This is a genomic window from Lascolabacillus massiliensis (genome assembly GCF_001282625.1).
In the GTDB taxonomy this organism is placed as follows: Bacteria; Bacteroidota; Bacteroidia; order Bacteroidales; family Dysgonomonadaceae; genus Proteiniphilum; species Proteiniphilum massiliensis.
In genome coordinates, this window is the sequence record NZ_CTEJ01000002.1 from 336,765 (window position 1) to 362,413 (window position 25,649).

Below are 25,649 nucleotides of genomic sequence, written 5' to 3' on the forward strand. Positions count from 1 at the left end.
AGAACTACCTTTAGTGTGATTTTCTTCTTTCTCTTATTTTACCTCTTTCTCCTCTTTTATTTCATATTCTATTTCCCCTTCTATTTGATTGTTTAAAGTATCAATAGAAGATTCACAACCAGTAATAAATAATGTAAATACTGAAATAAATAAGACTCTAAACTTCTTCATAATGTTGAATTTTCGATTGCTATTAGTGTTCTCACATCTATGACCTTTGCAGTAATTTATCTACCCTAAATGCAAAGCAAAGCAATCATTTTGACACCTTACGTCAAAATATAAAGTAATTTCTTTTATTCAGTTGTAATTTATAATGTTTAGATAGATAGCTATTACACCTCCTCCAACCCAAACTCATCAATAAGCGATTGCAGGGCTGGGTTAATCTCTTCTTTTTGGTCCACTTGTCCATGCAGCCGGCATCGGAGTATAGGACTGTGTAATCTTCATCATAAACGTGAATATGACTCAGCACATATACCATACAGTCACGAAAGTACACTGTACCCGTCAGTCTGCATTACACCTCGGAAGTCTTTCAAAAGGGATAATGCTACCTTCTGTGCTCTTGAACCGTTGTCATAATGGAAGAAGACTTGCTTGTCCATTGCAGAGCGAACCATCCACATGTATCCATTTACGGATTTATGCTTCTCGTTGTTTATTACAGGAACAGTGGTCTCATCAACCTGGATATAGTCGGTAGCAAGGACAAGTTCTTTAAGCCGGTAATATAATGGTCTCAACAAGTCGGCCGTATCCTTGAACCAATCGTTCACCGTTGGTGGCGGAAGATTTACACCCATCTGCTTCATCATCTGTATCTGACGATAAAAAGGAAGGTGATTAACGTACTTGTTTATCATCAGTTCCGCCAAGAGTGATGCTCCTGCATAACTGCGTGCAATTGGTTGGTATTTTGCAGGAAGTGGTGCAGTTATAATAGAAGAAGACTTCTGGTAATCCTGTTCAGTTTTGCTTTTTACAACATATTTATGACGTATAATCTTCCTTACCCAGCATCTTCCGGGTTCATACTCCATAACTTCAGTTATCTCGGGTTCTAACTCTGTCAATGTATCAGCGCTGTCTTTTACCTCATCGGGATAAAGATGCTCTTCTACTCGTGGAAGACCCTCAGGTAAAGATTTGCGTACAGGTTTTCTTTTTACACGCTCTTTTACACGTCTTTCTTTGAAGGTTTCTAGATCTGCTTTAGCTGCTTCTGCAAGTTCTTTTTCTTCAGGCAAAAGGTCTATACCTTCAAAGTCGATCATGCGTTGACGGGGATCTTCTTTTATAAAGCGTTCACTGGACTTGCCCCATATCCTACGTCTTAAGTAAGCAACCTGCTTCTCTAAATCAAGTATCTTTTCGTCTTTCTTGGATATGGTTTGCTCATACCTACATTATCCAGTCCATCCTCATAAATTATTAATGTGGATATGAAGTTGCATTGAAGAAGATATGATGTTGGTACGGACCAGGTATGGCCGATGTACCTGTTATGTACGGCAGAAAGTCTGTTTATCTGTATTGATACAAATTATGTTGTCAAGACAAACTCTATAAGGTTAACCGAAAGGTAATCGTGGGGCTGGTTGTGATCTATCACAAATATAGCAGGAGATTGCATCTGTTCCAACTATATAGCTGCAGTTTGCTCGTGATGTGTTAAATTTGTTTCTAAACATAGCTAATAAATAAATATAAGAGATATCAATATGAAAATTGAAATATGGAGCGATGTGATGTGCCCGTTTTGTTACATCGGCAAAAGAAATTTTGAGACTGCCCTTGAGCAGTTCAGCAATAAGAACGGAATTGAGGTGGAGTGGAAGAGTTTTCAGCTGGATCCTTCGTTACCGGAGGTTCAGGACTCAAACTATACCGATTATCTTATGGTGAGTAAGGGGTTGGGCAGACCGCAGGTTGAGGGTATGCTGAATAATGTTACTCAGATGGCGAAGGGCGTGGGACTGGAATATGATTTCGACAGAGCGGTTATGGTTAACTCGTTTAAGGCTCACAGGGTGCTTCAGCTTGCTAAAATGCGTGGACTGGGTGATGCTGCTGAGGAGCGTCTGTTCAGGGCTTTTTTTACTGAGGGAAGGAATATTGCTGATGATGATACGTTGCTGGAACTGGGTAAGGAGGCGGGACTTAACGAGACTGAAATAAGGAGCTCGCTGAGTGATGAGAGGTATTCAGATATGGTGAGACAGGATATTCAGGAGGCGCGAGCTATTGGTGTTACAGGTGTTCCGTTTTTCGTGTTTAACCGTAAGTATGCTGTTTCTGGCGCTCAACCGCCTCAGGCGTTCCTGCAGACGCTGGAGAAAGCTTATGAGGAATGGAGGGAGGCTAATCCAGAAATCAAGATTGAGGTTACAAAGGGTCAGAGCTGCTCAATCGACGGGGTTTGTGATTAAGCTGAAAAGCCTGTTTATAATTGCTGTAGACAGACTTTTTTTATTCTGTAATAAACTCCTCATGGAGGGCTTTTGCTACGATTATATCGTTACGCTTTTCTGAAATGTATGATGCGATGTTCTGTACATTGTCGATCCATATCTCGTTGGCTGGATCTGTAGCGTACTTGCAAATGGCGTCGAGGGTTGAGAGATAGGTGGTCTGATCGCCTTTGACATCCATTTCGTGACCAACCAGTATCAGCCATTTGCCGGTTCTTTTTGCAAACTCGATCATTCGTTTTACTTCCCTGAACGACATGCCATCCATGTTCATTCCAAGGAGATGGGCCATATCGCATATCATAGGGTCGTTTGGTCCTTCATCAAGCCATCCCCTGCCGGTCTGGAACATTGTGGCTACAAGAGGTACATAGCTCTTTGTCTCTATTCCACTGCCAACAAATGTTTGTCCGCACGGATATGCAAACGAAACCGGAAGAACACCCAGCGAGTCCCTGATTATTTCACTTGCGGCCTCCAGTTCGTCCCTCATTCTGTCAAGCGTGAAGTACTCCAGCTCATAGCCCATGGTCCAAGTGAAATTACCTGTGCAGGGATGCGAAAGGGTGTGGTTTCCAATTTCGTGACCGTTGGCTGCAGCCCTTCTCCACTTTTCTGTCCTACCAATGATATTTTGTGTGGATACATAGAACGTTCCTTTCACTCCATACTTGTCGAATAGTGGAATTCCTTTATCTATCTGGGAGTTGCGACCATCATCGAAAGTTAAACTCAGTCCCATTTTCTTACCCTCAGGCCACTCAAACGAACTATTATACTCTCTCTCTTTATACCTGTCAGAAAAGATATTAAAAAACAAGAGTGCTAATACTGCAGTTACAGCAGCAGCCAATACTATATTGTAATATTGTCGCATCACAATTGAACTTATTGATTTGTACCGATATACCTCTTTATTCTATATGAACACCTCTAATACACAAATGTATATTAACTAAGCAGGATATTTTGTTAATATTGATATTATTTATATTTTATAGTGATAGTATATATAAAATTAGGAGATTTTAAACTGTTAAGGATACTTTACTTCCCACTTCATATCCCGAAGGTCATTCACATTGAGGGTATATAACTTGATATGGTTTTTCTGTGCATCCTCCCACCTAACATCGGGATTTTCAAGATATTCAGCATCGTATACATATATGTACACATATCCACCGGTCTGCTCAAGTGTCTGCTCCCAACACTGTAGTTTTATGCCAATTTTAACTTTTATTGTCTCACCTGGCTCTATCATGAAGTCATCTTTATAATTTTCATTTGTAGGGTTAAAATTAAAGAAATCTTTCTTCAGAGTGCTTACAGCATATATGGATTTGGCACTGTTATTTTTGATATAAATGGTATTTGTACAATCATCAAACCCATGGTTACAGGAAATCAGACCGGTAAGTATTAGTGCAAACAGTACGTAAAGGGCATTTTTTTTAGTTTTCATCGTGGAATTTTTAATTTAATTCTTATAATAGTATATAATTAATTAATAGCATTTTATATTCTACTTTGTTTTTTGACATTTCAAATTCATCTATTTTAAATGTTAAACGTCTAATTTTTCTTTATTTATAACATGTTTTTTCTATAATTTTGTGATCGATTTAACACAAAAGAAGTGAAAATCATTGAATAAACCAAATTATAATGCGCAATACAACTGAATAACCCATATTAAAAAACTTACAATTGTCAAAAAATCAGGTTCTAATCTAATATATTAATTACAAACATTGAAAAAAGTAAAATGCGATTTTATGAGTAAAATTAAAACTTTGAAAACACCTAAAATTATTGCTTTATGTGTTGCGGTTTCATTGTTCTCAATGAATACGGTAGCACGCAGCAGTAATTCTTCGGCTGTTGATGTTCAGTCTGTACAACAAAACAGAAGACCTATTTCGGGCGTTGTTGTTGATGGTAATAACGATCCTCTACCGGGTGTCACCGTAATGGTTCCAAGCCGGCAGGGAGGAGTGATTACTGATGTTGATGGCGCTTACACTATAGAAGCTGCCACTGGTGAAGAACTACGTTTTCAGTTTCTGGGAATGAAAACTGTAACGATTGAGGTTGGTTCAGGTACAATTTACAATGTACAGCTACTCGAGGATGTTGAGATGCTGGACGAGGTAACTGTAACTGCATTTGCCACACAGAAGAAAGAGAGTGTGGTTTCATCAATTGAAACCATCAGTCCTTCCGAACTAAAGGTTCCTTCAAGTAACCTTACAACAGCACTGGCCGGTCGTCTTGCCGGTGTAATCTCTTACCAGAGAAGTGGTGAGCCGGGTGCTGATAACGCTCAGTTCTTTGTGCGTGGTGTTACAACTTTTGGTTACGCAAGCAGTCCACTTATCCTTCTTGATGGCTTTGAAGTTGACGCAAATGCACTGGCACGCGTTGACCCTGACAACATTGCATCGTTCTCCGTATTAAAGGATGCTACCTCGGCAGCTCTTTACGGATCAAAGGGTGCTAACGGTGTTATCATGGTAACAACCAAAAAAGGTCAGGCAGGTGCGCCAAAGATCTCTTTCAGGGTAGAAGGGCGACTTTCTACTCCTACCAAGGTTCAGAAAACTGTTGATGGTATAACTTATATGAACCTGTACAACCAGGCACAGTTTAATGACAACCCTCTGTTGGAGCCTTATTACAATGCTCAGAAGATTCAGAATACCATGGAAGGGCTAAATGAGTATGCCTACCCAAATATCAACTGGTATGACGAGATGTTTAATTCTAATGCCTTCAACCAGTATTACAACTTTAATGTTTCGGGCGGGGGTTCAGTAGTAAGATACTACCTTGCTGTTTCATACAATAAGGAGGAGGGTATCCTGAAAAACAACCGTCTGAACAACTTTAAGAACAATATTGATATCGACAGATTTAACATATTGGCAAACATCACTATGGACCTGACGCCAACTACTGTCTTTGATATCAATATGAACTCTATTTTTGAGAATTATACAGGACCACTTGACAATACTGATGATGTATTCAAGAGTGTTATGAACTCTAACCCTGTTGAGTTCCCTAAGTTCTATCTGCCAGATGAGGATCACGCATATGTGAAGCACACTCTTTTCGGATCTGACGCTACAGGTTCTATGATGAACCCTTTTGCACAGATGGTTAGAGGTTACAAGGATGGATCTACTGGTAGAATTACTTCACAGTTCTCACTGGATCAGAACCTGGATGCGCTTACAGAAGGTTTGATGGCAAGAGGTAAGGTTTCTATCAAGAGTGATTCTTATCACGAAAGCAAGAGAAGCTACACTCCTTATCTGTATAATATCAAGAACTATGATGCATTTAATGACACTTATGTACTTCAGGAAGTTCGCAGGGGTACTGACGCTCTTGGTGATCCTGAACAGTGGAGAGATGGTGTATTCAGACTTTATCTTGAGGGTGGTTTAACCTATGCCCGCAGATTTGCCGGTGTGCATGATGTGAGCGGTCTTCTTATCTATACTCAGGAGGAGATCAAGAACACAAGTGGTAATCCCGGATCTATTCAGCGTACGCTTCCACAGCGACTACAGGGTATGAGAGCAAGGTTTAACTATGGTTTCGACGACAGGTATCTTGCTGAGATGAGTTTAACCTATACCGGTTCTGAGAAGTTTGCAAGCGATCACCGCTGGGGTATCTTCCCTGCTATGGGTGTTGGTTATATTCTTTCTAACGAGTCGTACTGGGAGCCATTGCAGGACGTTATGCCAATGTTCAAGCTAAAATACTCTCTTGGTATGGTGGGTAACGACCAGATTGCCGGTCCTGAGGACAGATTCTTCTTCCTTTCTGATATCGACCCGGGTTCATGGGGTTACAGATGGGGACGCAATTTCAACTCAAGCTATGGTGGCTTCAACATTAACAGATATGCAAACCCACAGATTACATGGGAAATTGCTGTAAAACAGAATGTTGGTTTTGAAATGGACCTGTTCAAAAACAGAGCTCTGAAAGTTATTGTTGAGTACTTTACTGAAAATCGTGAGCAGATCTATCAGGCAAGGGCTAACTTACCTGAGACAATGGGTCTTACCAGCAACGTGTATGGTAACGTGGGTGAGGTAAAAAGTGCCGGTTGGGATGGATCTATCGACCTAAACCACTCATTCAACAAGGATCTTTGGATAAGCGGCCGCTTTAACTTTACATATGCACACAACGAAATAATTGAGAATGAAGAACCTGAATATCGTTGGTCATATCTGAGCAATATTGGCTGGCCTATCAACACATGGAAAGGTTATATTGCAGAGCGTCTGTTTATTGACGAAGCTGACGTGGCTAACTCACCAAGACAGGAACTTGGAGGTATTGTACGTGCAGGTGATATCAAGTATAAGGATATTAACGGTGACGGTAGAGTAAACTCTGACGACCAGGTGCATATCGGTTATCCTATTGTACCGGAAATCACTTATGGTTTTGGTCTTTCAGGAGGATATAAGAACTTCGACTTGTCATTCTTTATGCAGGGACAGGACAGGGTTTCTTTCTTTATAAATCCTAATAACATTGCTCCTTTTGTTGAACAGCGCAATGCTATGCAGTATATCGCTGACGACCACTGGAATCCTAACAACCCGGTTGCTAAGGCTTTCTGGCCAAGACTTTCTGCTTCTTATAACGACAATAACAACGTTTCCAACTCTACATGGTGGATCCGTAACGGTCGTTTCCTACGTATGAAGAATGCTGAGCTTGGTTATACATTGCCTAAGAATTTCTTCCCAAGCACAGGTATTGAAAGCTTGAGACTATATCTTGCTGGTCAGAACCTGTTTAACTTGTCGGATTTCAAATTATGGGATCCTGAAATGGGTGGTGAAGGGTTTAATTATCCTCTTCAGAAGGTTTACAGTGTTGGTTTAACTGTTTCATTTTAACCATAAAGATTTAAAGTTTAATAGATTATGAAATATAAAATATTTACAATTTGTTTAATAGGCATATCGATGCTCTTCACGGGGTGCGATTTCCTTGACGTTGTGCCCGATAACACAGTGGAGGTTGGGAGTCTCTTCGAAAACAGGGATAAGGCTCTGAATGCTCTCTCTACCTGCTACAGATATATGCCTAATTACGAAAAGATACATGAGTCCATGTCACTTGCAGGAGATGAGTGGCTTGGTCGTCTCGACAGTGATTATGCAAATAACAGAGGTATAAACCGTGGTATTAAATTGATGCGCGGACTGAATAACTCTAATGATCCTATACTTAACTACTGGGCAGGTGGAGGCGGTGCAAATAGTCTTTACGAAGGTATCAGGGTATGTAATATCTTTCTGCAGAATATTGAAGATGTGCCTGACCTGACTCCAAGGGAGAAGAAGGACTGGATTGCACAGGTTAAGATTCTTAAGGCTTATTATCACTATTATCTTACTCGTCTTTATGGACCAATCGTTATTGCTGATGAGAATCTTGAACCATATTCAAGTGTGGAGGATGTAAGACAGGAAAGACAATCCATAGACTCTTGCTTTAATTATGTTGTTGGCCTTATAGATGAGGTACTTACCGAAGGTGATCTTTCTATCTCAAGAGATGCTTCTTTCCTTGGTCAGGTTGATCAGCAGATTGCTAAGGCTATCAAGGCTGAGGTACTGCTTACAAGAGCAAGTCCGCTTTTCAATGGCAACTCTGAGTTCTATAGTAACTTCAAGGGTATTAATGGTGAGCTGCTCTTCCCGATGCAGTATGACGAATCTAAATGGAAAGATGCACTTGACGCAATAACTGAAGCTATTGAAATTGCTGAAGCAAACGGTAAGAAGCTTTATGAATACAAGGGTACTCCTAAATTCTGGGATGTTGATAATTTCGCTACTTCAGAAATCATTCAGTATGCTTATAATGAAAGATTCTCAATTGTTGAGCCTTGGAATGATGAGGTAATTTGGGGTTATTCAGGACTTGATTATGAAGGTCAGGGTGGTTTTGCTCATGCAACTAATATGCGTTCGGTTGCCGACCCAACACAGGCTGGTTATGCTTGGCAGTGGCTGGGGGCTGACTACAGAATGGTAGAGCGTTTCTATTCAAAGAATGGTGTTCCAATTGAGGATGACATTACTTATGAATATGATGGCAGACTGGAAATTACTACTGTTCCTAATGATACTTATCATAAGGGTTATATGCAGGATGGTGAGAAAACTATCAAACTTCATCTTAACAGAGAGCCTCGCTTTTATGCATGGCTGGCTGTTGACCGCAGTATCTGGCGTACTCATGACATCGCAAATGATGTAAAGATGCGTTATAACGAGTTCCCCGGCGGTAGAGGTGCTCATCATACGACCGACTTCTACTGGACTGGTGTTGGTGTTAAGAAGCTTGTGCATCCTGAATCCGGAACCGGCCACTGGGCACGTGTGGTGAAATATCCTTATCCGATATTTAGGCTTTCCGACCTCTATCTGATGTATGCTGAAGCATATAATGAGCTTAACGGTCCCGGCCAGCCTGCATACGATGCTCTTAACAAAATCAGAAGAAGAGCTGGTCTGCCTGATATAGAGGATGTATGGAGTGATCCATCAATAGTAAGAAACGTTGGCAAACATACAACCAAGGAGGGTCTTCGCGACATTATACATACTGAGCGCTCAATCGAGCTTAGCTTCGAAGGAAAACGCTACTTTGATGTAACAAGATGGAAAGAGGCCGGAAGATATTTCAACTCTCCGGTGAAAGGATGGAACACTACAGGTGTTGACCCTGAACAGTTCTATATCCTTATGACCTTACAAAACCGTGTTTGGCAAACGCCTCGTGATTATTTAATGCCAATTCCATTGTGGGATTTGAACAGAAATCCAAACTTAGTACAAAATCCGGGATGGTAAAACAGCACAAATAAAATATAACAATATGAAATATATTTATAACATAACAATACTTTTTGTCCTGGCATTGCTGCCACTCTTGAATAGTTGCCAGGATGAAGCTACCAGTGGTGATATGACTCCGCCTGCTCAGATAAAGGATGTGCAGTTTACACCGCTGAATGGTGGTGGTTACTTTACTTACACAATTCCAGAAGATGAGGACTTCCTCTATGTTAGGGGGGAATATCAGATTGATAATGGAGAGGTAATTTCAAAGACAAGCAGTGTTTATGCTGACACTCTTTTTATTGAAGGTCTTGGTAGTGTAAAGGAATATCAGGTGAAGCTGTTCTCTGTTGACAGAGATAATAATCACTCTGAACCGGTTGTAATGAATGTTACTCCTCTTATTCCTACAACTGCTGCTATCCTTGAGACTGTAACTGTACAGCCTGGATTCTCTTCTCTTGTGGTTGACTGGACCAATGATCAGCAGCTTACTGTACAGATTTTAGTTAACGTGAAAGTTGGAGATAAGGATGTGAATCAGATCTACTCTTCAAACCTGAAGAAGGACCGATTTGTAATCGAGAACCTGACAGGTGTTCCTCATACTGTAAGTGTACACATCAAAGACACATATGGTAATGAGACTGAAGCAGTGGATTTCGGTCAGATCACCCCGCTTATCGATGCTCCAATTTCTAAGGATCAGTGGGCATTCTTGCGCGATCAGCTTCTGTATGGCAACAAGTGGGATTACAGCAGTGATGATAATCCATTTAATCAAAGACCGTTCCCTGAGTATGACAGACTTTACCAGAATGACAGTTTGAAGAATGCTCCTATGTCGCACGTGGAAGGGCGTATCGAGAAATTCTGGGATAATGAGTATGACTATGAGCCTGTACTTAACCTGAACTACTTCAACACAGGTCAGATAGGTTATCCTTTCTCTTACTACATTGATATGGGTAGAGAGATCAAAGCAAGCCGCTTCAAAATCTGGCAGCGTAATGCATGGGGCATGCTTTACACCGGTGAGAATGTTGAGATCTTCGAGATCTGGGTAAGTAACGACCAGGACGCTTCTGATGGTATTCTTGATGATTGGGAATATGTTGGCAGATATCGTATAGTGAAACCGGCTTCTGTTATTGAAGCAAATAATGAGGCAAGAGCAGGACATGAATTTATGTTCTATCCTGACAACCCACGTTTCACTAAGAACTTCCGTTATCTCCGCTTTAAAGCAATCAAGCAGTTTGGCAACGGTAACTCAGGATGTATGTCAGAGATTACCCTGTTCGGAACTGAAGCTGACGGCTCAATTATTGAGGATGATAAAGTGCTTACAGGACCAATCCCCGGATGGGAGTAACATTATAAAAATATGATAAATATGAAACTAAGATATATACTTACCCTATTATTGATTTCCATGATTGGCTTTTATGCCTGTGAAAGCATGGATGATAATTACAAGCAATATCTCGGAGAATACAACTACTCCGGAAAGATTGACAGTCTGAGAGTGTACCCGGGCTACGAGAGAGTAATTCTTGCCTGGGACAATCCAAGAGATCAGAAGAGTAAAAAGATTAAAATTATTTACGGAGCTGATCAGACAGAGATAGTTTATGATCAGCTGGTTGACTCGGTATCGATTGATGGACTTGCAGCAGGTACCGGTTATGAGTTTACTGTTTATACAATGGATAATAATGGCAACTTATCGGTTCCAACATCAGTAACTGCATTCCCTATATCGGCAGAGTTTGTTGAGTCGCTTACACCTCCAACCATTGTTGTTGAGTCTAAAAACAATGAGCAGGTTCTCTCTTTTATCGGTTTATCGAATATTATGATGAGATTCTCAGGTAAAATCAACTATGCGGTTGAAGGACCAAACGGTTTTGATGCAGAAGGTGTAATTGATATCACAGATCAGGTAATTAAAACAAACCCATCTACAGGTTCTGTTGAGTACGTTACCTTCAACGATCTTTCAATTCCTGTTGCTGACCTGGGATTGCCTGTTGAGTTCCTGCCTCCTGGACCTTACAAGTTTACATACGAAACCACCGTATGGCCAATCATGAGTAATCTTGTTTCAATTGACGAGATAACACTTGGCAGAGAGGCTAACATTGAGGTGCAGCCTGTTATTATCAACATAACTGCTCTTGGTGGTGAGGTATCTGACCAGTTTAACACCGGTGGAGGTGAAGGTATTGCCATGTTGGTTGACGGAAATATTAAATCCAAATATCTGACTGGTAACAGCAGAACTCCATGGATGATGTTCAGGACTAATGAACCGGCAATTGTGACACGCTACGAGATGACTTCAGGTAATGATGCTCCTGAGCGTGACCCGAAATCATGGAGACTAGAGGCTTCTAATGATGGTGAAAACTGGGTAGTTCTTGACGAACGCAGGAACATAACATTCCCTGGAAGAGAAAGTACTCAGAGGTTTGAAGTTGAAAACGATGAGTTATATCAGTACTACAAGCTGCAGATTACTGAGAACAATGGTAGCAACCTGTTCCAGCTGTCAGAGTGGACGTTGTTTGGACCGAAGCTCAAGTAGATTGATTTAATGATACCATTCTTATAAAAAAATCAGGGATAGCAATTAAGTTATCCCTGATTTATTTTTATATGATAATACTGTTAGCTTTTTAGGAACTCCTGATACTCATCCCAAAGCTCATCGATTGAATAGTTGTCTCCAAGAACATGCTTGATAGCTCCGTCGAAGCTCCATGGAACAACCTCAAGAGCTGATCTGTTGAACTTCTTAAGGAAATCGCTGTCCTTGGTTTTCAGCCACTGAAGGAAGAATCCTGTTGTCTGGTATCCATCCAGCCAGTGACCTCCCGGCTTTCTGTTTGTTTCGGGGAAATAACCATTATCGGCACGAACAGCATCTGCCATTCCTTCTATAAATGCAAAAAACACCTTGTTTGTACCATAAGATCCTATACCCTGTGGCTCCAGCTGATAACCATGCACAAGCTCGTGAAACAAAACACCTTCTGTTTCGTACAACACCTTGTCGTCACCACCATTCTCAGCAGATTGTTCCACCCAGCGACTACTATAGAATATGCTTATCTCAGGCACACTGCCGCCTTTTGCAGAGATTCCTCTCTTATCTTCGAATGAGTAATTGATCTTTTTAACAGATGGGATGCTGTCCGCATCGCTCCAATAGAGTGTCTTTACCACGCCCAGACTGCTCTCCTGAATAAGAGCCACGGGGTCCGGTACAATTCTGTTGTATATCTCCCATCCTTTTGTACCCTCGGCCTTGTTTATAAAGTTAACCTCGGGGTAATTGAAATTTTTAAACGCATTATCCTTGTTATCGGATACATTTTTTCCTGATCCACAGGAAACCAAGAGTGCAGCAACTGCAATAAATAGTAGTCTCATTTTTTTAATTGATTCAAATAAAATTAATAATAGTATAATTTAGATTTAGTATTGTTCCACAAATATTTAAATTTTATCTTACCATTAAGATTGTTCCACAAACAACAGGTTCAACCCTAATCCCTAATTCCACCAGTATGTAAGCTTCAGAACAAGCGCCCTGTTGCGAACATCGCGTGTATCGGCGAAATAGTTGTCGGTATATACTATGAAAAGATCCGACACAGGCTTGTAGCGCCACTGCAGTCTGATATTAACGTTGGTGTTGTTGACCTGCTCGTTGTACTGAACAAATGTGGTTAGATAAACCTTTGGCGAGAAGGTGATATCGAGCTTGGGACCAACCAGCCAGAACTGCTGATTTGTAAATGGCTGAGGAAGCCTTAGATTAGTATAAACAGTGTTTAAAGAGAAATTGATATAGGGCTGATATCTGTATGCAATGTTGGTCTCAATCATATCGCCATGTCCATTGAAGAATTCACCTTTTGAATATTGCAGTGTTCCGTTAAGAGGGCGGCGGGGACTGGTTTCTATCCTGCCAAACCATAAAAGGAAATCATATTCACTGCCGGCAGGGAGGTATACATCACTCACATGCGTTGGATCAAAATCCTCCATCAGCTTAACATAGTTATCAGAAATACCTGTTGTTACCGTTGTATTTCCATCGAAATTCACAAAATAACCTGCCTCATACACATGATCAAGCTTCTCATATTCATGTGAATAGTATGCCTCCATATCGATAAAGGGACCATGAGCCACTACAAGCTTATTTGGCACGAAAGTATATTGCGCTTCAGGATTGAACAAGATATAGTTGTTTCGTCTTACATAACCTGTTTCCGCAAGGAAATTCTTACCCACAGCCGCTTGTCTGAGCTCTAGCTTAATATTCCTCTTGTTATAGTTGATATATGCACCCTGGGCATACTGTTTATCAGGATTACCCGGTCTGAAAGATCGATGATAGAAGAACTTACCGGTCCACACATTATTATTGCTTGCCATATTGTAATCCAGAGCAGCAACGCGGTTGAACTGATCACTGCCGGAGTACTCCTTATTAACAAACATAAAGCTGATGTTTGAGCGAGAGAATATCTTCTGCTGCATTGAGAGGACAGAATAATTACGGGTAGGCATCATGCTGGTCTGATCGGTAACCATATGCATGAAGCCCAACCTGAAATCATTCCCAATCTTGCCTGTAAACCTGGCACCACCAAGAACAGGCGCATCCAGACCGATCCTTCTGGAGAAGAAAGGTGTAATATCATACTGACCATATTCTGAAAACAGGTCCTGATTCTCAAGGAAGAACTGGCGCTTTTCGGGGAAGAAGAGCTCGAAACGATCAAGATTCATCTGCTGCTGATCCACCTCCACCTGTGCAAAATCGGGATTATAAGTAAGATCCAGATTAGTTGAAGTAGTGAACCCTATCTTGGCATCAAAACCAAAGCTTTTACGGTAACCCGCCTCTTCATTAGCCTCAAAATCACGGTGATATCCACCCAGAACATAGGGAATAAGAGAGAAGTTGAGTCGAGGCTCAGGCAAAGGCTCATCAAAGATAAGTACCCCCGTATATGCTGGAGAAGCGTGGGGGAACTGACGGGGAACGGGGGCCCAGGCCGACTTCTGATTGGTTTTGAGGTCGAGGCGACCAAAATTCACATACCACACCTTGCTGTCTTTGGGATATCGGAGTGATCTGAACGGAACCTTTATTTCGGTGATCCATTTATCGGGATAATTCTTAACCTCCACCTCAATTTTGCTGTCCCAGTTAAGGTTTGTCTGCGATCCGGTTACAATACCATCCCAGATAGCACCCGAGGGAGAGCTACCAAAAGTGTAGGCATTGGTCTGATCCCTGAAGGTATCAAATACCGTTAGTAAGTTATCATTATAATTAAATCTGTAATCTCTTCTGAACGACTCCATGATCCTTTTACCCGGTATAGTGTCATAGAAGATTGTTGCAATATAGAGAGCCTTATCATCGTAGGTTATCATCCCTGTCGACTTCTGATATGGGTAGCCACTGTCAACCGGAGTTACCAGCCTGAAGTTTTCCATCTGATTGGCATTCAGCCAGTCCTCCTCATCAAGAACACCATCCAGAGTGATCTCACCTTTCATTTTTTTAGCAACGTAGACAAAATTTTTGTTTTGAATGTTAATTCCTACAGTGTCGGCAAGTACTATTTGTACTGACTCCTCACCATTTTCGTTACTTCGGGTGTCTTGGGCGTAAACAGATCCCCACGATATCAAGCTAATTGATAAAGCGATAATTAGATTTTTCAAAGATTTCATGCTGATAATAAGTATAAGCCTCAAAATTAGAAAAATAATTGAATTATAACAATTATTAGGGCATACAATAGTTGGAGTAAAAGGAGAGGGTGTAATTGATGGCATCTATAATAAACATAAAAATAGTATTAAACTAATCTGACTTTATCTCGTTAATAGAGACAAAATAAACAGAAAGACTAATGTCGTACCAAGAGACTAAAGTCAACATAAAAGCAACAACTATAGTTGGAATTGACAAAAGTCAGCACAAGATAATAGTCAGTAATAAAACAGAAAATTAAATTATGAACAACGATAAATATGTTATTCCGGCTCAAACACGCATTGGGCATGTACATCTTAAAGTATCCGACCTCGATAGGGCTATTGAATTTTATAGCGGACTCCTTGGATTTGAGGTCACAATGAATTATGGTAGTCAGGCCGCTTTCTTATCAGCCGGAGGTTACCACCACCATATAGGTCTCAACACTTGGCAAAGCAAGGGAGGCGCGCCTGCACCTGCAAATTCGGCAGGACTCTATCACGTGGCAATTCTGTTTCCGGAGAGAAAAGATCTGGCGATGATCTTCAAGCGACTCTTAGAGGCTGATTATCCACTTACTGGTGCAAGTGATCATGGTGTATCAGAAGCGATATATCTTAATGATCCTGATGGCAACGGAATTGAACTCTATTGGGATAAGCCAAGAGATCAGTGGCCTTCAACTCCCGAGGGAGGTATTGATATGTACACAGAAGCACTCGACTGGCGAGACCTTTTGAAAGAGCTTGATTAATTCAACTCAGAGAATAGTCTCCGATGCCCCCATCAGCCATGCAACGTGCAAATCATGTCCGCAAACATGAGATACACCCTCAATTTTGCTTGCATAGGGCAGACCGGTAGCCTCTGTCACTGGGAGCGCATCCATATCGGCACGCAGCATAACAACAGGACCATCGCCGTTCCTCAGCAAGCCATAATTTAGTTTTTTTATATTAAACAACTAACTATATGAATTACTCCCCCCAAACCACTCTTTTTATGTAATCAGTATAAGATATTATAATTCTCACCACCTTATCACTCACATTAGGCATGCTGTAGTCGGCAACAGGACGGAAGAACACATTATTAGGCTGACCAATCGGGAAGCGGTCACGCGCACCCACATTCTGATACTTCAGCTGCGTAATACCTTGTAAAACACGTTCAGGATTAAGTCCCACCATCATAACCGACGCCTCCTCCATTGCTTCCGGACGCTCGTGAGCCTCACGAATATTAAGCGCGCGGAAGTTAAGAATAGACGACTCCTCCGAAATTGTACCACTATCAGACAACACAGCATAAGCATTCATCTGCAACTTATTGTAGTCGCTCAATCCCATCGGCTTCATCAATCTCACATTCTCATGAAACGTTACCCCCTTCTTCTCAATCATATTCCTTGTGCGAGGATGAGTAGAGACAATCACCGGGAAATCATATTTTTCTGCAATAGTATTAAGAATCTCAACAAGATTAAAGAAGTTTTTCTCAGAAGAGATATTCTCCTCACGATGAGCAGAAACAACAAAAAACTTATCCTTTTCGAGACCTAAAGTCTCCAGTATATTTGAAGCATTAATCTTTGGAAGATAATTCATCAGCACCTCATACATCGGACTACCCGTCTTTATCACCCTGTCGGGCCTCAACCCCTCAGCCAGCAGATACTCACGGGCAATATCACTGTAAGTAAGATTGATATCAGCAGTATGGTCCACAATCCTGCGGTTGCTCTCCTCCGGCACACGCTGGTCGAAACAACGATTACCCGCCTCCATATGGAATATTGGTATATGACGTTTTTTCGCTGCAATAGCACAAAGACATGAGTTTGTATCACCCAGCACAAGAAAAGCATCAGGCTGCTCCTTCTCAAGCACAGGATCAATATTTATAAGTATCTGCCCTGCAGTCTCAGTAGCATTTTTACCGGCAGCATTCAGGAAATAGTCGGGCTTACGCAAACCCAGATCCTCGAAGAACACCTCGTTAAGTTCAAAGTCGTAATTCTGACCGGTATGTACCAGAACATGCTCTATTGCTTCTGATGTATCAAGTTTCTGCAGCACACAGCTGAGCCTGATTATTTCAGGACGTGTGCCTACAACTGTCAATACTTTTAATTTTTTCACTTTAGGAATATATTTAGTTTCTGATTATTTCATAATTCTATTAAATGTTCACCTGCTATTTCTGAGGCAGTTTCAATAACCGTTCTGAAATCGTTACTGACACTGTTTCTGAACTGTTTCCTGTCAGCAAAATCAGACTACAGGTTTGTCAGACTGATCTATACCGGCAGGAAATAAGTATCCGGCCTCTCAGCATCAAATACCTCATTCACCCACATCACCGTTACCATATCCTCATCACCCAGATTCTCGATATTATGAGTATATCCAACGGGTATATCAACCACTTCCAGTTTGTCACCCGAAACAAAATACTCATAAACCTTCTCTTCACCAATCTTACGAAATCGGATCACTCCCCTTCCGCTAACCACAAGAAACTTCTCATTTTTGGTATGATGCCAGTGCTGACCTTTAGTGATACCCGGTTTGGAGATGTTTATCGATACCTGCCCTCTGTCGGGCGTTTTAAGAAACTCTGTAAACGAACCTCTGTTATCCACATTCATCTTCAGGGGATACGAGAATCCATCAACAGGCAAATAGCTAAGATATGTAGAATATAGCTTCTTTACGAGAGGATCAGACAGGTTGGGCAACTGCAGCGAGTTCCTGCTCTCCCTGAACGAGTAGATATGATCTACAATCTCACCCAAGGTAATACGATGCTCCACAGCCACTTTACAAAACTCTCCTTCTCTGTTGGGGTTACCCTCCAACGCAGATATAAGCTCATTAACCACATCATCGATATATACCAGAGTCATCATAACGCTCGGGTCGTTCACCTTAATTGGCAGATTATTAGCAATATTATTACAGAATGTTGCAACAGCACTATTATAGTTTGGTCGGCACCACTTCCCAAACACATTAGGGAAGCGATAAATCAGCACATCAGCACCGTTCTCCCTTCCATAATCAAACAGGAGATCCTCCCCGGCCTTTTTTGAGGCTCCGTAAGGATTATCCAGTTCTGCTTGAATAGATGATGCCAACATTATTGGACAACTGTTATTATGTTTCTTAAGACAATCCAGAAGCTTAGAAGTGAATCCGAAATTACCCTCCATGAATTCGCTCTGTTCCTTTGGACGATTCACACCGGCAAGATGGAATACAAAGTTAGCCTCTCTGCAGAAATCATCAAGAAGAGCAGGATCAGTCTCCATATCATACCTAAGCAAAGTATAATCAGGTCTTGAACTGCTCAGTTCTGCAACAAGATTCTTCCCTATGAAACCGTTCGCTCCGGTAATCAGTATATTCATAATTTATTGTTTAGGTTTTTATAATTCGTCATTGCTTTTACTATGTTGTTTAGAAGAGAATGAATTAGTAGAGCCGATAAACAATTTAGTAAAACATCGAATAATAAAAAATCACTACTATTTCTGCAAATCCTCCCTTATTTCCGGGAGCTTGAGGAGCAACTCTTTCATCTCCTCACTGTTCAGTCGATAAGTATTATGAGAATGATAGTCCTCCACATTAGAGACATCCTCCTGTCCCTCGATAAAGAACTTATCATAGTTCAGGTCACGATCATCAGCCGGCACTCTGAAATAGTTGCCCATATCCACCGATTTGGCCATCTCTTCGCGTGTAACAAGCGTTTCATACAGCTTCTCGCCGTGACGGGTACCAATTATCTTTATTTCATTATTCGCATTATAAAGCTCCAGAAGAGTATTAGCAAGAATTGATAGTGTAACCGCAGGAGCTTTCTGAACAAACAGATCTCCATTCTCACCATTTTTAAAGGCATAAAGCACAAGATCCACCGCATCCTGCAGCGTCATCATATAGCGGGTCATATTTGGATCAGTAATCGTGATAGGATTTCCAGATTTTATCTGCTCAACCCAAAGCGGAATAACCGAACCCCTGCTAGCCATCACATTACCATAACGCGTACAGCAGATAGTTGTGGTTGCATCCTTACCCAGAGAGCGTGCAATTGCAATTGCCACCTTCTCCATCATCGCTTTGCTTATTCCCATAGCGTTTATAGGGTAAGCAGCCTTATCAGTGCTAAGCACCACCACACGCTTAACTCCAAATTCGATAGCCGAATCAAGCACATTCTCTGTACCTATAACATTTGTTCTCACAGCCTGCATTGGAAAAAACTCGCACGATGGCACCTGCTTAAGAGCTGCAGCATGAAAAACATAATCAACACCACGCATTGCAGTGTCAACAGAGCGTTTATCACGTACATCCCCAATGTAAAACTTCACTTTTGCGTTCTGAATCCTGTGACGCATATCATCCTGTTTCTTTTCATCCCTGCTGAAGATACGAATCTCTCCTATATCCGTATCAAGAAACCTGTCCAGAACAGCATTACCAAAGGAACCTGTACCTCCGGTTATAAGAAGTGTTTTATTAGTGAATTCCGACATTTTGTTGTTTTATAAAATCTATAACTCTTTTTGATTGAAATATATTATTTTTATTCTTTAACACAAACTGTTTTGCACTCAATCCTTTATCTTTAAGCTCAGAAGCAGGAGTATCAACAAGCAGCTTTTTCAATACCTGACTGACACCTTGAGCCGACTCATCCTCAAGAAGATATACATAGTCGTGATACTCCTTTGGCATTCCCGGCAGATTAGTTGTTAAAACCGGAGTACCTGATACCATATACTCCATATTCTTAGATGGGAATGAGTATTTTGTGAAATCCTCAACAGTAGGCCTGGGATTAACCAGTAATGTGGCCTGCAGCTCCGCTTCCACCACCATACTATTGTGTACTATACCCAAGAAGCGGATGCGACCATCCCTCTTAATCTCTTCCTCTATTTCGTTTACCATGGGACCGTGACCAAACAGATGCAGCTCAGCATCCTTGTCATCCAGCATCTTGAAACCATCAATAAGATACTTAATACCATACTCCTCGTAGAGTCCCCCGGCATAAATCACAATCTTTCTGCCATCACCATTAACAGTTGCGCCCGCATCAGCCATGTTCACATCAACAAGTCCCTCCATTATCATATAAGGCCTGCCTTTCAGGTTCACAACCTCATTCATCTGCTCTGTCAAAAGGATATATGCATCGAAGCTGTTAGCATACCTGTTAATCGCTTTCTCTACAAAGCGGTGAATAAAAGTTCTCCTGGTTCCGGCCAGCATCCCCGGCAGTCCCGGCAAATCAGTAACAACAGCAACAGTTTTAATTCTCAGAAGCTTGCAAGCGTATAGAGCACCTGAACAGAACTCAGTCTGCAGCACATCCATAATAGCAACAGATTGATCACGATGCTTCAACCCCCATCGGAGAGTCAGAAAGAAACCCGACAAGAACATATAGAGGTTGTAAAACAGCTTGATATCAATCTTCCTGCAGTAAGTAAAGGCAATACCATTTTCGGTCTCCCTTTTTCTTTTAAGAAACCTTGGACCTACAGTTTTAGGAATTTCAGTAAGTGCATAAAGATCACATCCGTTCTCTGCCAATCCGTTAACTAGCAACTTGTTAAACTTCTGTATTGCCTGTATTGGCTTATATCCGGCATCAAACAACTCTTTTATTAGTCTGTCTGAACATAGTGTAGAAACATAAAGGATATTCATTCCAATGAATCAGTTTTCAATTCATTTATTCCCGTTAACCTCCAGATCGATATCACTTTTCAACTTAAGTTTTTTAACAAAACGCATATCATGCTGCACCATAATTTTCACAAGCTCTTTGAAAGGAGTTTTAGTTGGATTCCAGCCAAGTAGAGTGCGTGCTTTAGTAGGATCACCCAGCAACTGTTCAACCTCTGCCGGGCGGAAGTACTTAGGATCCACTTCAACAATAATACGACCTGTATCAGCATCAATACCCTTTTCATTCACACCCTCACCTTCCCAGCGCAGATTAATACCGGCTTCAGCAAAAGCAAGAGTACAAAATTCACGAACAGAGTGCATCTCACCCGTTGCAATCACGAAATCTTCAGGTTCAGGATGCTGCAGAATCAGCCACATACACTCAACATAATCCCTGGCATATCCCCAGTCACGCTTAGCATCAAGATTGCCCAGATAAAGTTTATCCTGCATCCCCTGTGCTATACGTGCAGCAGCAATAGTTATCTTACGAGTAACGAAAGTCTCCCCTCTCCTTTCACTCTCATGATTAAACAAAATACCGTTAACAGCGTACATACCGTACGACTCCCTGTAGTTCTTCGTAATCCAGAAGCCATAAAGCTTAGCAACACCATAAGGACTTCGGGGATAAAAAGGTGTAGTCTCCTTCTGAGGAACCTCCTGTACCAGTCCAAACAGCTCAGACGTTGAAGCCTGATAAATACGGGTTTTCTTTTCCAGGCCGAGAATACGAACCGCCTCCAGCAGTCTCAGCGTACCCACTGCATCCACCTCGGCAGTATACTCCGGAACATCAAAACTCACCTTAACATGACTCTGAGCGGCAAGGTTATATATTTCATCCGGTTTAATTGTCTGAATTATTCTGATAAGAGAGCTCGAATCAGTCATATCAGCATAATGCAGATTGATCAGTCGCTTCTGATGCATATCCCTCACCCACTCATCCAGGTAAAGATGTTCAATCCTCCCTGTGTTAAAAGAAGAAGATCTGCGCATAAGTCCATGCACCTCATACCCTTTCTCCAGAAGAAACTCCGCAAGATACGATCCGTCCTGTCCCGTGATTCCGGTAATCAAAGCTGTTTTTGTCATTTTTATAGTTTTATAGCATCAGTATACAGTACCCATGGCATTCAACCAACGAGGTAATGATGTTTGAACATCAAATGTACAAAAAATGTTTAAATTTGCTATGAAAAATCACTTCTAATTGGTCTTAGCTACACCAGTCTGAAACTTGTCATTCTCTTTTTTGGGACTACAAACGACCTATAAATTTGCACTTTACTCAAACTATTTATAATTTTAAGTTAACAATTTATATAGCTTCTCGATAAAGCTATTTTTTGTTGCCCAATCTAACATATTGGACAACTTCTTATCTATTTTATTAACTATTTTAAATTTATTTCAAATGTTAAGACTAAATTCTTTCAAATGCAATGTAAGAAATTCAGCTTTAGCGCTAGGATTAATTTTAACTGCAGGCTTATCCTCCTGTGAAGAAAAAGGATTGGATCTTTACGGTGAAAACAGAGAAGATGTAGAAGCAACCTTTATTACAACAATCCGGCCATCAACCCGGATGTCGGACGACAAGTGGGAATCGGGTGATGCAATAGGGGTTTTCGCAATCAGCAACGGAGAGATTCTGTCAGATTCATCAATCTACAACAACTATAAAAACATTAAATATATAAATAAGAGTGATGGCAGCATAGCCAATTTTGAGGCTGCAGAAACAGCTATAAAGTATCCCGACACCAAAGAAATGCTCGATTTTACCGCCTATTACCCCTATACAGATACCGGGTATATCGGAGTAAACGATTTCAGTTTATCAGTCGATATCTCACAACAATCACCACACTCAGCAATCGATATTCTATATGCAAAAGCAACCGGTTACAACAGAGATAACCCCGAAGTAGATTTACATTTCACACACTCACTTTCACAGTTCTGTCTCAACATCACTGCTTCGGAGGATATCTCACTCGAAGGAGTTGAGATAAACATTATCAACGCAGTCACAAAAGGAGTTATGAATCTGAAAGATGGAACAGTAACCCCTTCAGAGATATCAGGGGACACAATCAAACCAGTAATAAATTATGATTCATTAGAAAACAGGATAACCGCAACAGCAATTATGATTCCCGGATGGAACCTCTCAGATGCAGAGACAGTTGTACAGACACCTAATGGAAACATCTACACCCTTAAGCCTGATATATCAGAGCTATTACCAAATAAAAGAATAATCTGCAGTTACAAGCTAACACCCAAAACGGTAGTAGTCATACCCGGCGGCATCACGATATTACCATGGGAAGATATTTCAGAAGAGACTATCCACGAAGTAGAGCCTGACGACACCGAAGCAACCATACCTGCCGAGAGCGAAAAATCATATACAGGTGATGGCACATCAGACTTTCCCTATTCCGTTGCCGAGGCTATTTCAAATCAGGGAGATACAGTAGTATGGGTAAAAGGATACATCGTTGGATTTGCTGATTGTAATAATAGCGATACCTATGAGTTAAGTAACAAATATGTATTAACAAATTCAACGGAAAGTATAGTTCTTGCAGATATCCCAAAGGAAGAAGATATTACAAAAATACTGCCTGTTAAATTTGGAGTCGGAAGGGATGCAAAAGATCGGCTTAATCTGAAAGAAAATGAAGATGCGCGAGGCAGGGAAGTCATGATATTATGCAACCTGGAAGAGGTATATAACTCACCCGGAGGCAATAATATTATTGATTATAAGTTAATATAAATATAAAACATTTCGGGACTTCAGCAGATTGAAGTGGGACTATTAAAAGTGACTATACATCATTTTTAAGTCATACTAATACTGAAGTCTCGAAACATCTTCATTTCAGTTTAAAATCATTATAAACGATTACTGACTTCAAAAACGTTTCCTGTCATAATCAATGATTCATAACGTTATTATCAATGACTCCTAACATTAACAATGATTCCTATCATTAACAACAACTCTTATCAATATCAGTGTTTAACACCATTAATTAATCAACCATTAATTATCTCCCCACCATTCGGATGCAGGCATTGCCCGCTCATATAGCTTGAATCTTCAGATGCAAGAAACAGAAAGCATGTTGCCACCTCATTAGGTTCACCCGCTCTTCCAAAAGGAGTATCACTACCAAATTCCGAAACCCTTTTCTTATCGAAAGAGGATGCAATAAGCGGAGTCCAGATTGGTCCGGGTGCTACAGCATTAACACGAATATGTTTAGGAGCCAGGTTCTGAGCCAGACTCCTTGTAAAACTAATTATTGCACCTTTAGTTGCCGAGTAATCAATTAACTTGGAGCTACCTCTGTAGGCAGTCACTGATGCCGTATTTACAATAACACTCCCCTTTTTCAAATGAGGCATAGCATATTTAGTTACCCAAAAATAGGAAAACACATTCGTATAGAAAGTGCGTTCAAGCTGTTCGGTCGTTATATCCTCTATTTTCTCCGACTCCCAATGCAGCGCAGCATTATTTATAAGGATATCTAACTTAGAGAATTTAGCAATAGTTCTATCCACAGCTTTTTTACAGTTGGCCTCTCTTGATAAATCACCCTTGATAAGCAAACACTCCCTGCCTGCTTGTTCAATCTCTTTTTTCGTTGATTCAGCATCCTCAGTCTCGCTCAGATATGCAATTGCAATATCCGCTCCATGAGAAGCAAAAAGCAGTGCAGTAGCCTTACCTATACCGCTATCACCACCCGTAATCAAAGCCACCTTCCCATCCAGCTTTTTATAATTGTCCAGTGGAGTCGATTCCGGCTCAGGCTTCATCCGTTTCTCCGTACCGGGACGTCTCTGCTCCTGTTTTGGTCTTATTTTCTCAGGCTGTTTTGTCTTCATAAATCCAGTTTATAAAAAAAATGTTCTTTCTAATACGCATGAAAGTCGCATCAAAAAGAACATTCTCTCAGTTAAGGTTCTCTACTCAGCTTTCGCCTCTTTATTTACAGCCGTCACTGCCAGATCAGTAAGAGACAAATCAGTAGATTTCTCTTCAAGCAAAGTCTCCTCAAGAACGTTAGCTGCCTCATACAGTCCCAACGTCTTTGCCAGAGCAGCCAAACTTCCATATGTTGCTATCTCATAATGCTCCACCTTCTGAGAAGCAATTATTATAGCCACATCCCTCACCATTGTTCCTTTTTCGGTATCCTCCAGAACACTTTCACCCTCTTTCAGGATACCATCAATAGCATCACATTTTTTCTTTTCAGGCTTCTCACCCAGCAGCTTGAAAACCTCTTCAAGTCGCTTAACCTGAGTCTGCGTCTGAGTATAATGTTTATTGATACCTTTTTTAAGATCTCCCGATGTTGCAGCAGCCTCCATCTTTTTAAGACCCTTCAGAATCTCTCCCTCAGCGTAATATATATCTTTTAAAGAATCTGTCAGAAACTCCTTGAGTTTACCCTCATCCTCTTTGTTCAACTGCGCCTTTGTGCTGCTCTTCGTCGATTTACTCTTATTCTCATCTTTTTTTGTTGCCATAATTAATTTAATTTAGTTGATCACACATTATTCGAATTTTAAAACGAATTTTCTTTTTTTGTACGATTGAAACCTGTGTGATATTCCAATCATTACTTGACAACCTTAAATCAGGATTATCAATTTACATCTCTTTTTTTAACGGTTATTCCTCCGACAATCAGTT

General features: G+C 40.9%; 20 protein-coding genes and 1 pseudogene. 7 read left to right on the forward strand and 14 right to left on the reverse strand.

The features are described from left to right. Window positions 1-33: 33 nt before the first annotated feature. Together BN1354_RS12020 and tnpC are read right to left on the reverse strand one after the other, a co-directional pair. Window positions 34-171: a hypothetical protein gene (locus BN1354_RS12020; RefSeq protein ID WP_157360196.1), complete on the reverse strand. Its 138-nt coding sequence runs from the start codon at window positions 169-171 to the stop codon at window positions 34-36. A gap of 329 nt (window positions 172-500) precedes the next feature. Then, window positions 501-1,406, reverse strand: a pseudogene (tnpC, locus tag BN1354_RS06240) (IS66 family transposase); the annotation flags it as partial. Between the two features lie 321 nt (window positions 1,407-1,727). Here tnpC and BN1354_RS06245 point away from each other — a divergent pair. Then, on the forward strand, window positions 1,728-2,435 hold the full coding sequence (locus tag BN1354_RS06245; RefSeq protein WP_053826555.1) for a DsbA family oxidoreductase: 708 nt from the start codon (window positions 1,728-1,730) through the stop codon (window positions 2,433-2,435). A 40-nt stretch (window positions 2,436-2,475) separates the two neighbouring features. Here BN1354_RS06245 and BN1354_RS06250 read toward each other — a convergent pair whose 3' ends face one another. Both BN1354_RS06250 and BN1354_RS06255 read right to left on the reverse strand, forming a co-directional pair. After that, window positions 2,476-3,354, reverse strand: coding sequence for a polysaccharide deacetylase family protein (locus tag BN1354_RS06250; protein ID WP_053826556.1), 879 nt, complete (start codon window positions 3,352-3,354; stop codon window positions 2,476-2,478). A 159-nt stretch (window positions 3,355-3,513) separates the two neighbouring features. Continuing rightward, on the reverse strand, window positions 3,514-3,942 hold the full coding sequence (locus tag BN1354_RS06255; RefSeq protein WP_045089198.1) for a hypothetical protein: 429 nt from the start codon (window positions 3,940-3,942) through the stop codon (window positions 3,514-3,516). A 313-nt stretch (window positions 3,943-4,255) separates the two neighbouring features. On the opposite strand from BN1354_RS06255, the gene BN1354_RS06260 reads away from it, so the two are divergent. Genes BN1354_RS06260 through BN1354_RS06275 form a run of 4 tightly spaced genes read left to right on the forward strand, consistent with a single transcriptional unit; the run spans window position 4,256 to window position 11,960 of the window. After that, on the forward strand, window positions 4,256-7,414 hold the full coding sequence (locus tag BN1354_RS06260) for a SusC/RagA family TonB-linked outer membrane protein (protein WP_053826557.1): 3,159 nt from the start codon (window positions 4,256-4,258) through the stop codon (window positions 7,412-7,414). A 27-nt stretch (window positions 7,415-7,441) separates the two neighbouring features. Next, window positions 7,442-9,382 (forward strand): RagB/SusD family nutrient uptake outer membrane protein, encoded by a 1,941-nt coding sequence (locus BN1354_RS06265; RefSeq protein ID WP_074010739.1) that lies wholly within the window; start codon window positions 7,442-7,444, stop codon window positions 9,380-9,382. 25 nt (window positions 9,383-9,407) lie between these two features. Then, complete coding sequence (locus BN1354_RS06270; protein ID WP_045089195.1) at window positions 9,408-10,745, forward strand: DUF4959 domain-containing protein; 1,338 nt, start codon at window positions 9,408-9,410, stop codon at window positions 10,743-10,745. A 21-nt stretch (window positions 10,746-10,766) separates the two neighbouring features. Further along, window positions 10,767-11,960, forward strand: coding sequence for a DUF4998 domain-containing protein (locus BN1354_RS06275; RefSeq protein WP_197272022.1), 1,194 nt, complete (start codon window positions 10,767-10,769; stop codon window positions 11,958-11,960). 83 nt (window positions 11,961-12,043) lie between these two features. On the opposite strand, the gene BN1354_RS06280 is transcribed toward BN1354_RS06275, so the two are convergent. Both BN1354_RS06280 and BN1354_RS06285 read right to left on the reverse strand, forming a co-directional pair. Next, complete coding sequence (locus tag BN1354_RS06280; protein ID WP_082057331.1) at window positions 12,044-12,817, reverse strand: basic secretory protein-like protein; 774 nt, start codon at window positions 12,815-12,817, stop codon at window positions 12,044-12,046. 114 nt (window positions 12,818-12,931) lie between these two features. Then, window positions 12,932-15,136 carry a DUF5916 domain-containing protein gene (locus BN1354_RS06285; protein WP_053826560.1) on the reverse strand — a complete coding sequence of 735 codons (2,205 nt, stop codon included), beginning with the start codon at window positions 15,134-15,136 and terminating at the stop codon, window positions 12,932-12,934. Between the two features lie 287 nt (window positions 15,137-15,423). On the opposite strand from BN1354_RS06285, the gene BN1354_RS06290 reads away from it, so the two are divergent. Beyond that, complete coding sequence (locus BN1354_RS06290) at window positions 15,424-15,918, forward strand: VOC family protein (protein ID WP_053826561.1); 495 nt, start codon at window positions 15,424-15,426, stop codon at window positions 15,916-15,918. A gap of 6 nt (window positions 15,919-15,924) precedes the next feature. Here BN1354_RS06290 and BN1354_RS11850 read toward each other — a convergent pair whose 3' ends face one another. The 6 genes from BN1354_RS11850 to gmd all read right to left on the reverse strand — a co-directional run bounded on the left by BN1354_RS11850 (window position 15,925) and on the right by gmd (window position 22,018). Further along, window positions 15,925-16,098 carry a M20/M25/M40 family metallo-hydrolase gene (locus BN1354_RS11850; RefSeq protein ID WP_288010394.1) on the reverse strand — a complete coding sequence of 58 codons (174 nt, stop codon included), beginning with the start codon at window positions 16,096-16,098 and terminating at the stop codon, window positions 15,925-15,927. A gap of 43 nt (window positions 16,099-16,141) precedes the next feature. Further along, window positions 16,142-17,305 (reverse strand): non-hydrolyzing UDP-N-acetylglucosamine 2-epimerase, encoded by a 1,164-nt coding sequence (wecB, locus tag BN1354_RS06295; protein WP_053826562.1) that lies wholly within the window; start codon window positions 17,303-17,305, stop codon window positions 16,142-16,144. Between the two features lie 158 nt (window positions 17,306-17,463). Next, window positions 17,464-18,576 (reverse strand): capsular polysaccharide biosynthesis protein CapF, encoded by a 1,113-nt coding sequence (locus BN1354_RS06300; protein WP_053826563.1) that lies wholly within the window; start codon window positions 18,574-18,576, stop codon window positions 17,464-17,466. Between the two features lie 117 nt (window positions 18,577-18,693). Beyond that, window positions 18,694-19,713: a polysaccharide biosynthesis protein gene (locus BN1354_RS06305; protein ID WP_053826564.1), complete on the reverse strand. Its 1,020-nt coding sequence runs from the start codon at window positions 19,711-19,713 to the stop codon at window positions 18,694-18,696. Then, the gene (locus tag BN1354_RS06310; RefSeq protein ID WP_053826565.1) at window positions 19,697-20,896 is read right to left on the reverse strand and encodes a glycosyltransferase; all 1,200 of its coding nucleotides are present in this window, start codon (window positions 20,894-20,896) and stop codon (window positions 19,697-19,699) included. Before BN1354_RS06310 ends, BN1354_RS06305 begins: the two co-directional genes overlap by 17 nt. Before the next feature lie 21 nt (window positions 20,897-20,917). Next, window positions 20,918-22,018 carry a GDP-mannose 4,6-dehydratase gene (gene gmd / locus BN1354_RS06315; protein ID WP_053826566.1) on the reverse strand — a complete coding sequence of 367 codons (1,101 nt, stop codon included), beginning with the start codon at window positions 22,016-22,018 and terminating at the stop codon, window positions 20,918-20,920. 322 nt (window positions 22,019-22,340) lie between these two features. On the opposite strand from gmd, the gene BN1354_RS06320 reads away from it, so the two are divergent. Continuing rightward, a complete protein-coding gene (locus BN1354_RS06320; RefSeq protein WP_053826567.1) occupies window positions 22,341-23,714 on the forward strand; it encodes a fimbrillin family protein in 1,374 nt (457 codons plus the stop codon). A 263-nt stretch (window positions 23,715-23,977) separates the two neighbouring features. Here the strand turns inward: BN1354_RS06320 and BN1354_RS06325 are convergent, their stop codons facing one another. Both BN1354_RS06325 and BN1354_RS06330 read right to left on the reverse strand, forming a co-directional pair. Beyond that, window positions 23,978-24,835, reverse strand: coding sequence for an SDR family oxidoreductase (locus tag BN1354_RS06325; RefSeq protein ID WP_053826568.1), 858 nt, complete (start codon window positions 24,833-24,835; stop codon window positions 23,978-23,980). A gap of 81 nt (window positions 24,836-24,916) precedes the next feature. Continuing rightward, window positions 24,917-25,483: a YciE/YciF ferroxidase family protein gene (locus tag BN1354_RS06330; protein WP_053826569.1), complete on the reverse strand. Its 567-nt coding sequence runs from the start codon at window positions 25,481-25,483 to the stop codon at window positions 24,917-24,919. Window positions 25,484-25,649: the final 166 nt, after the last annotated feature.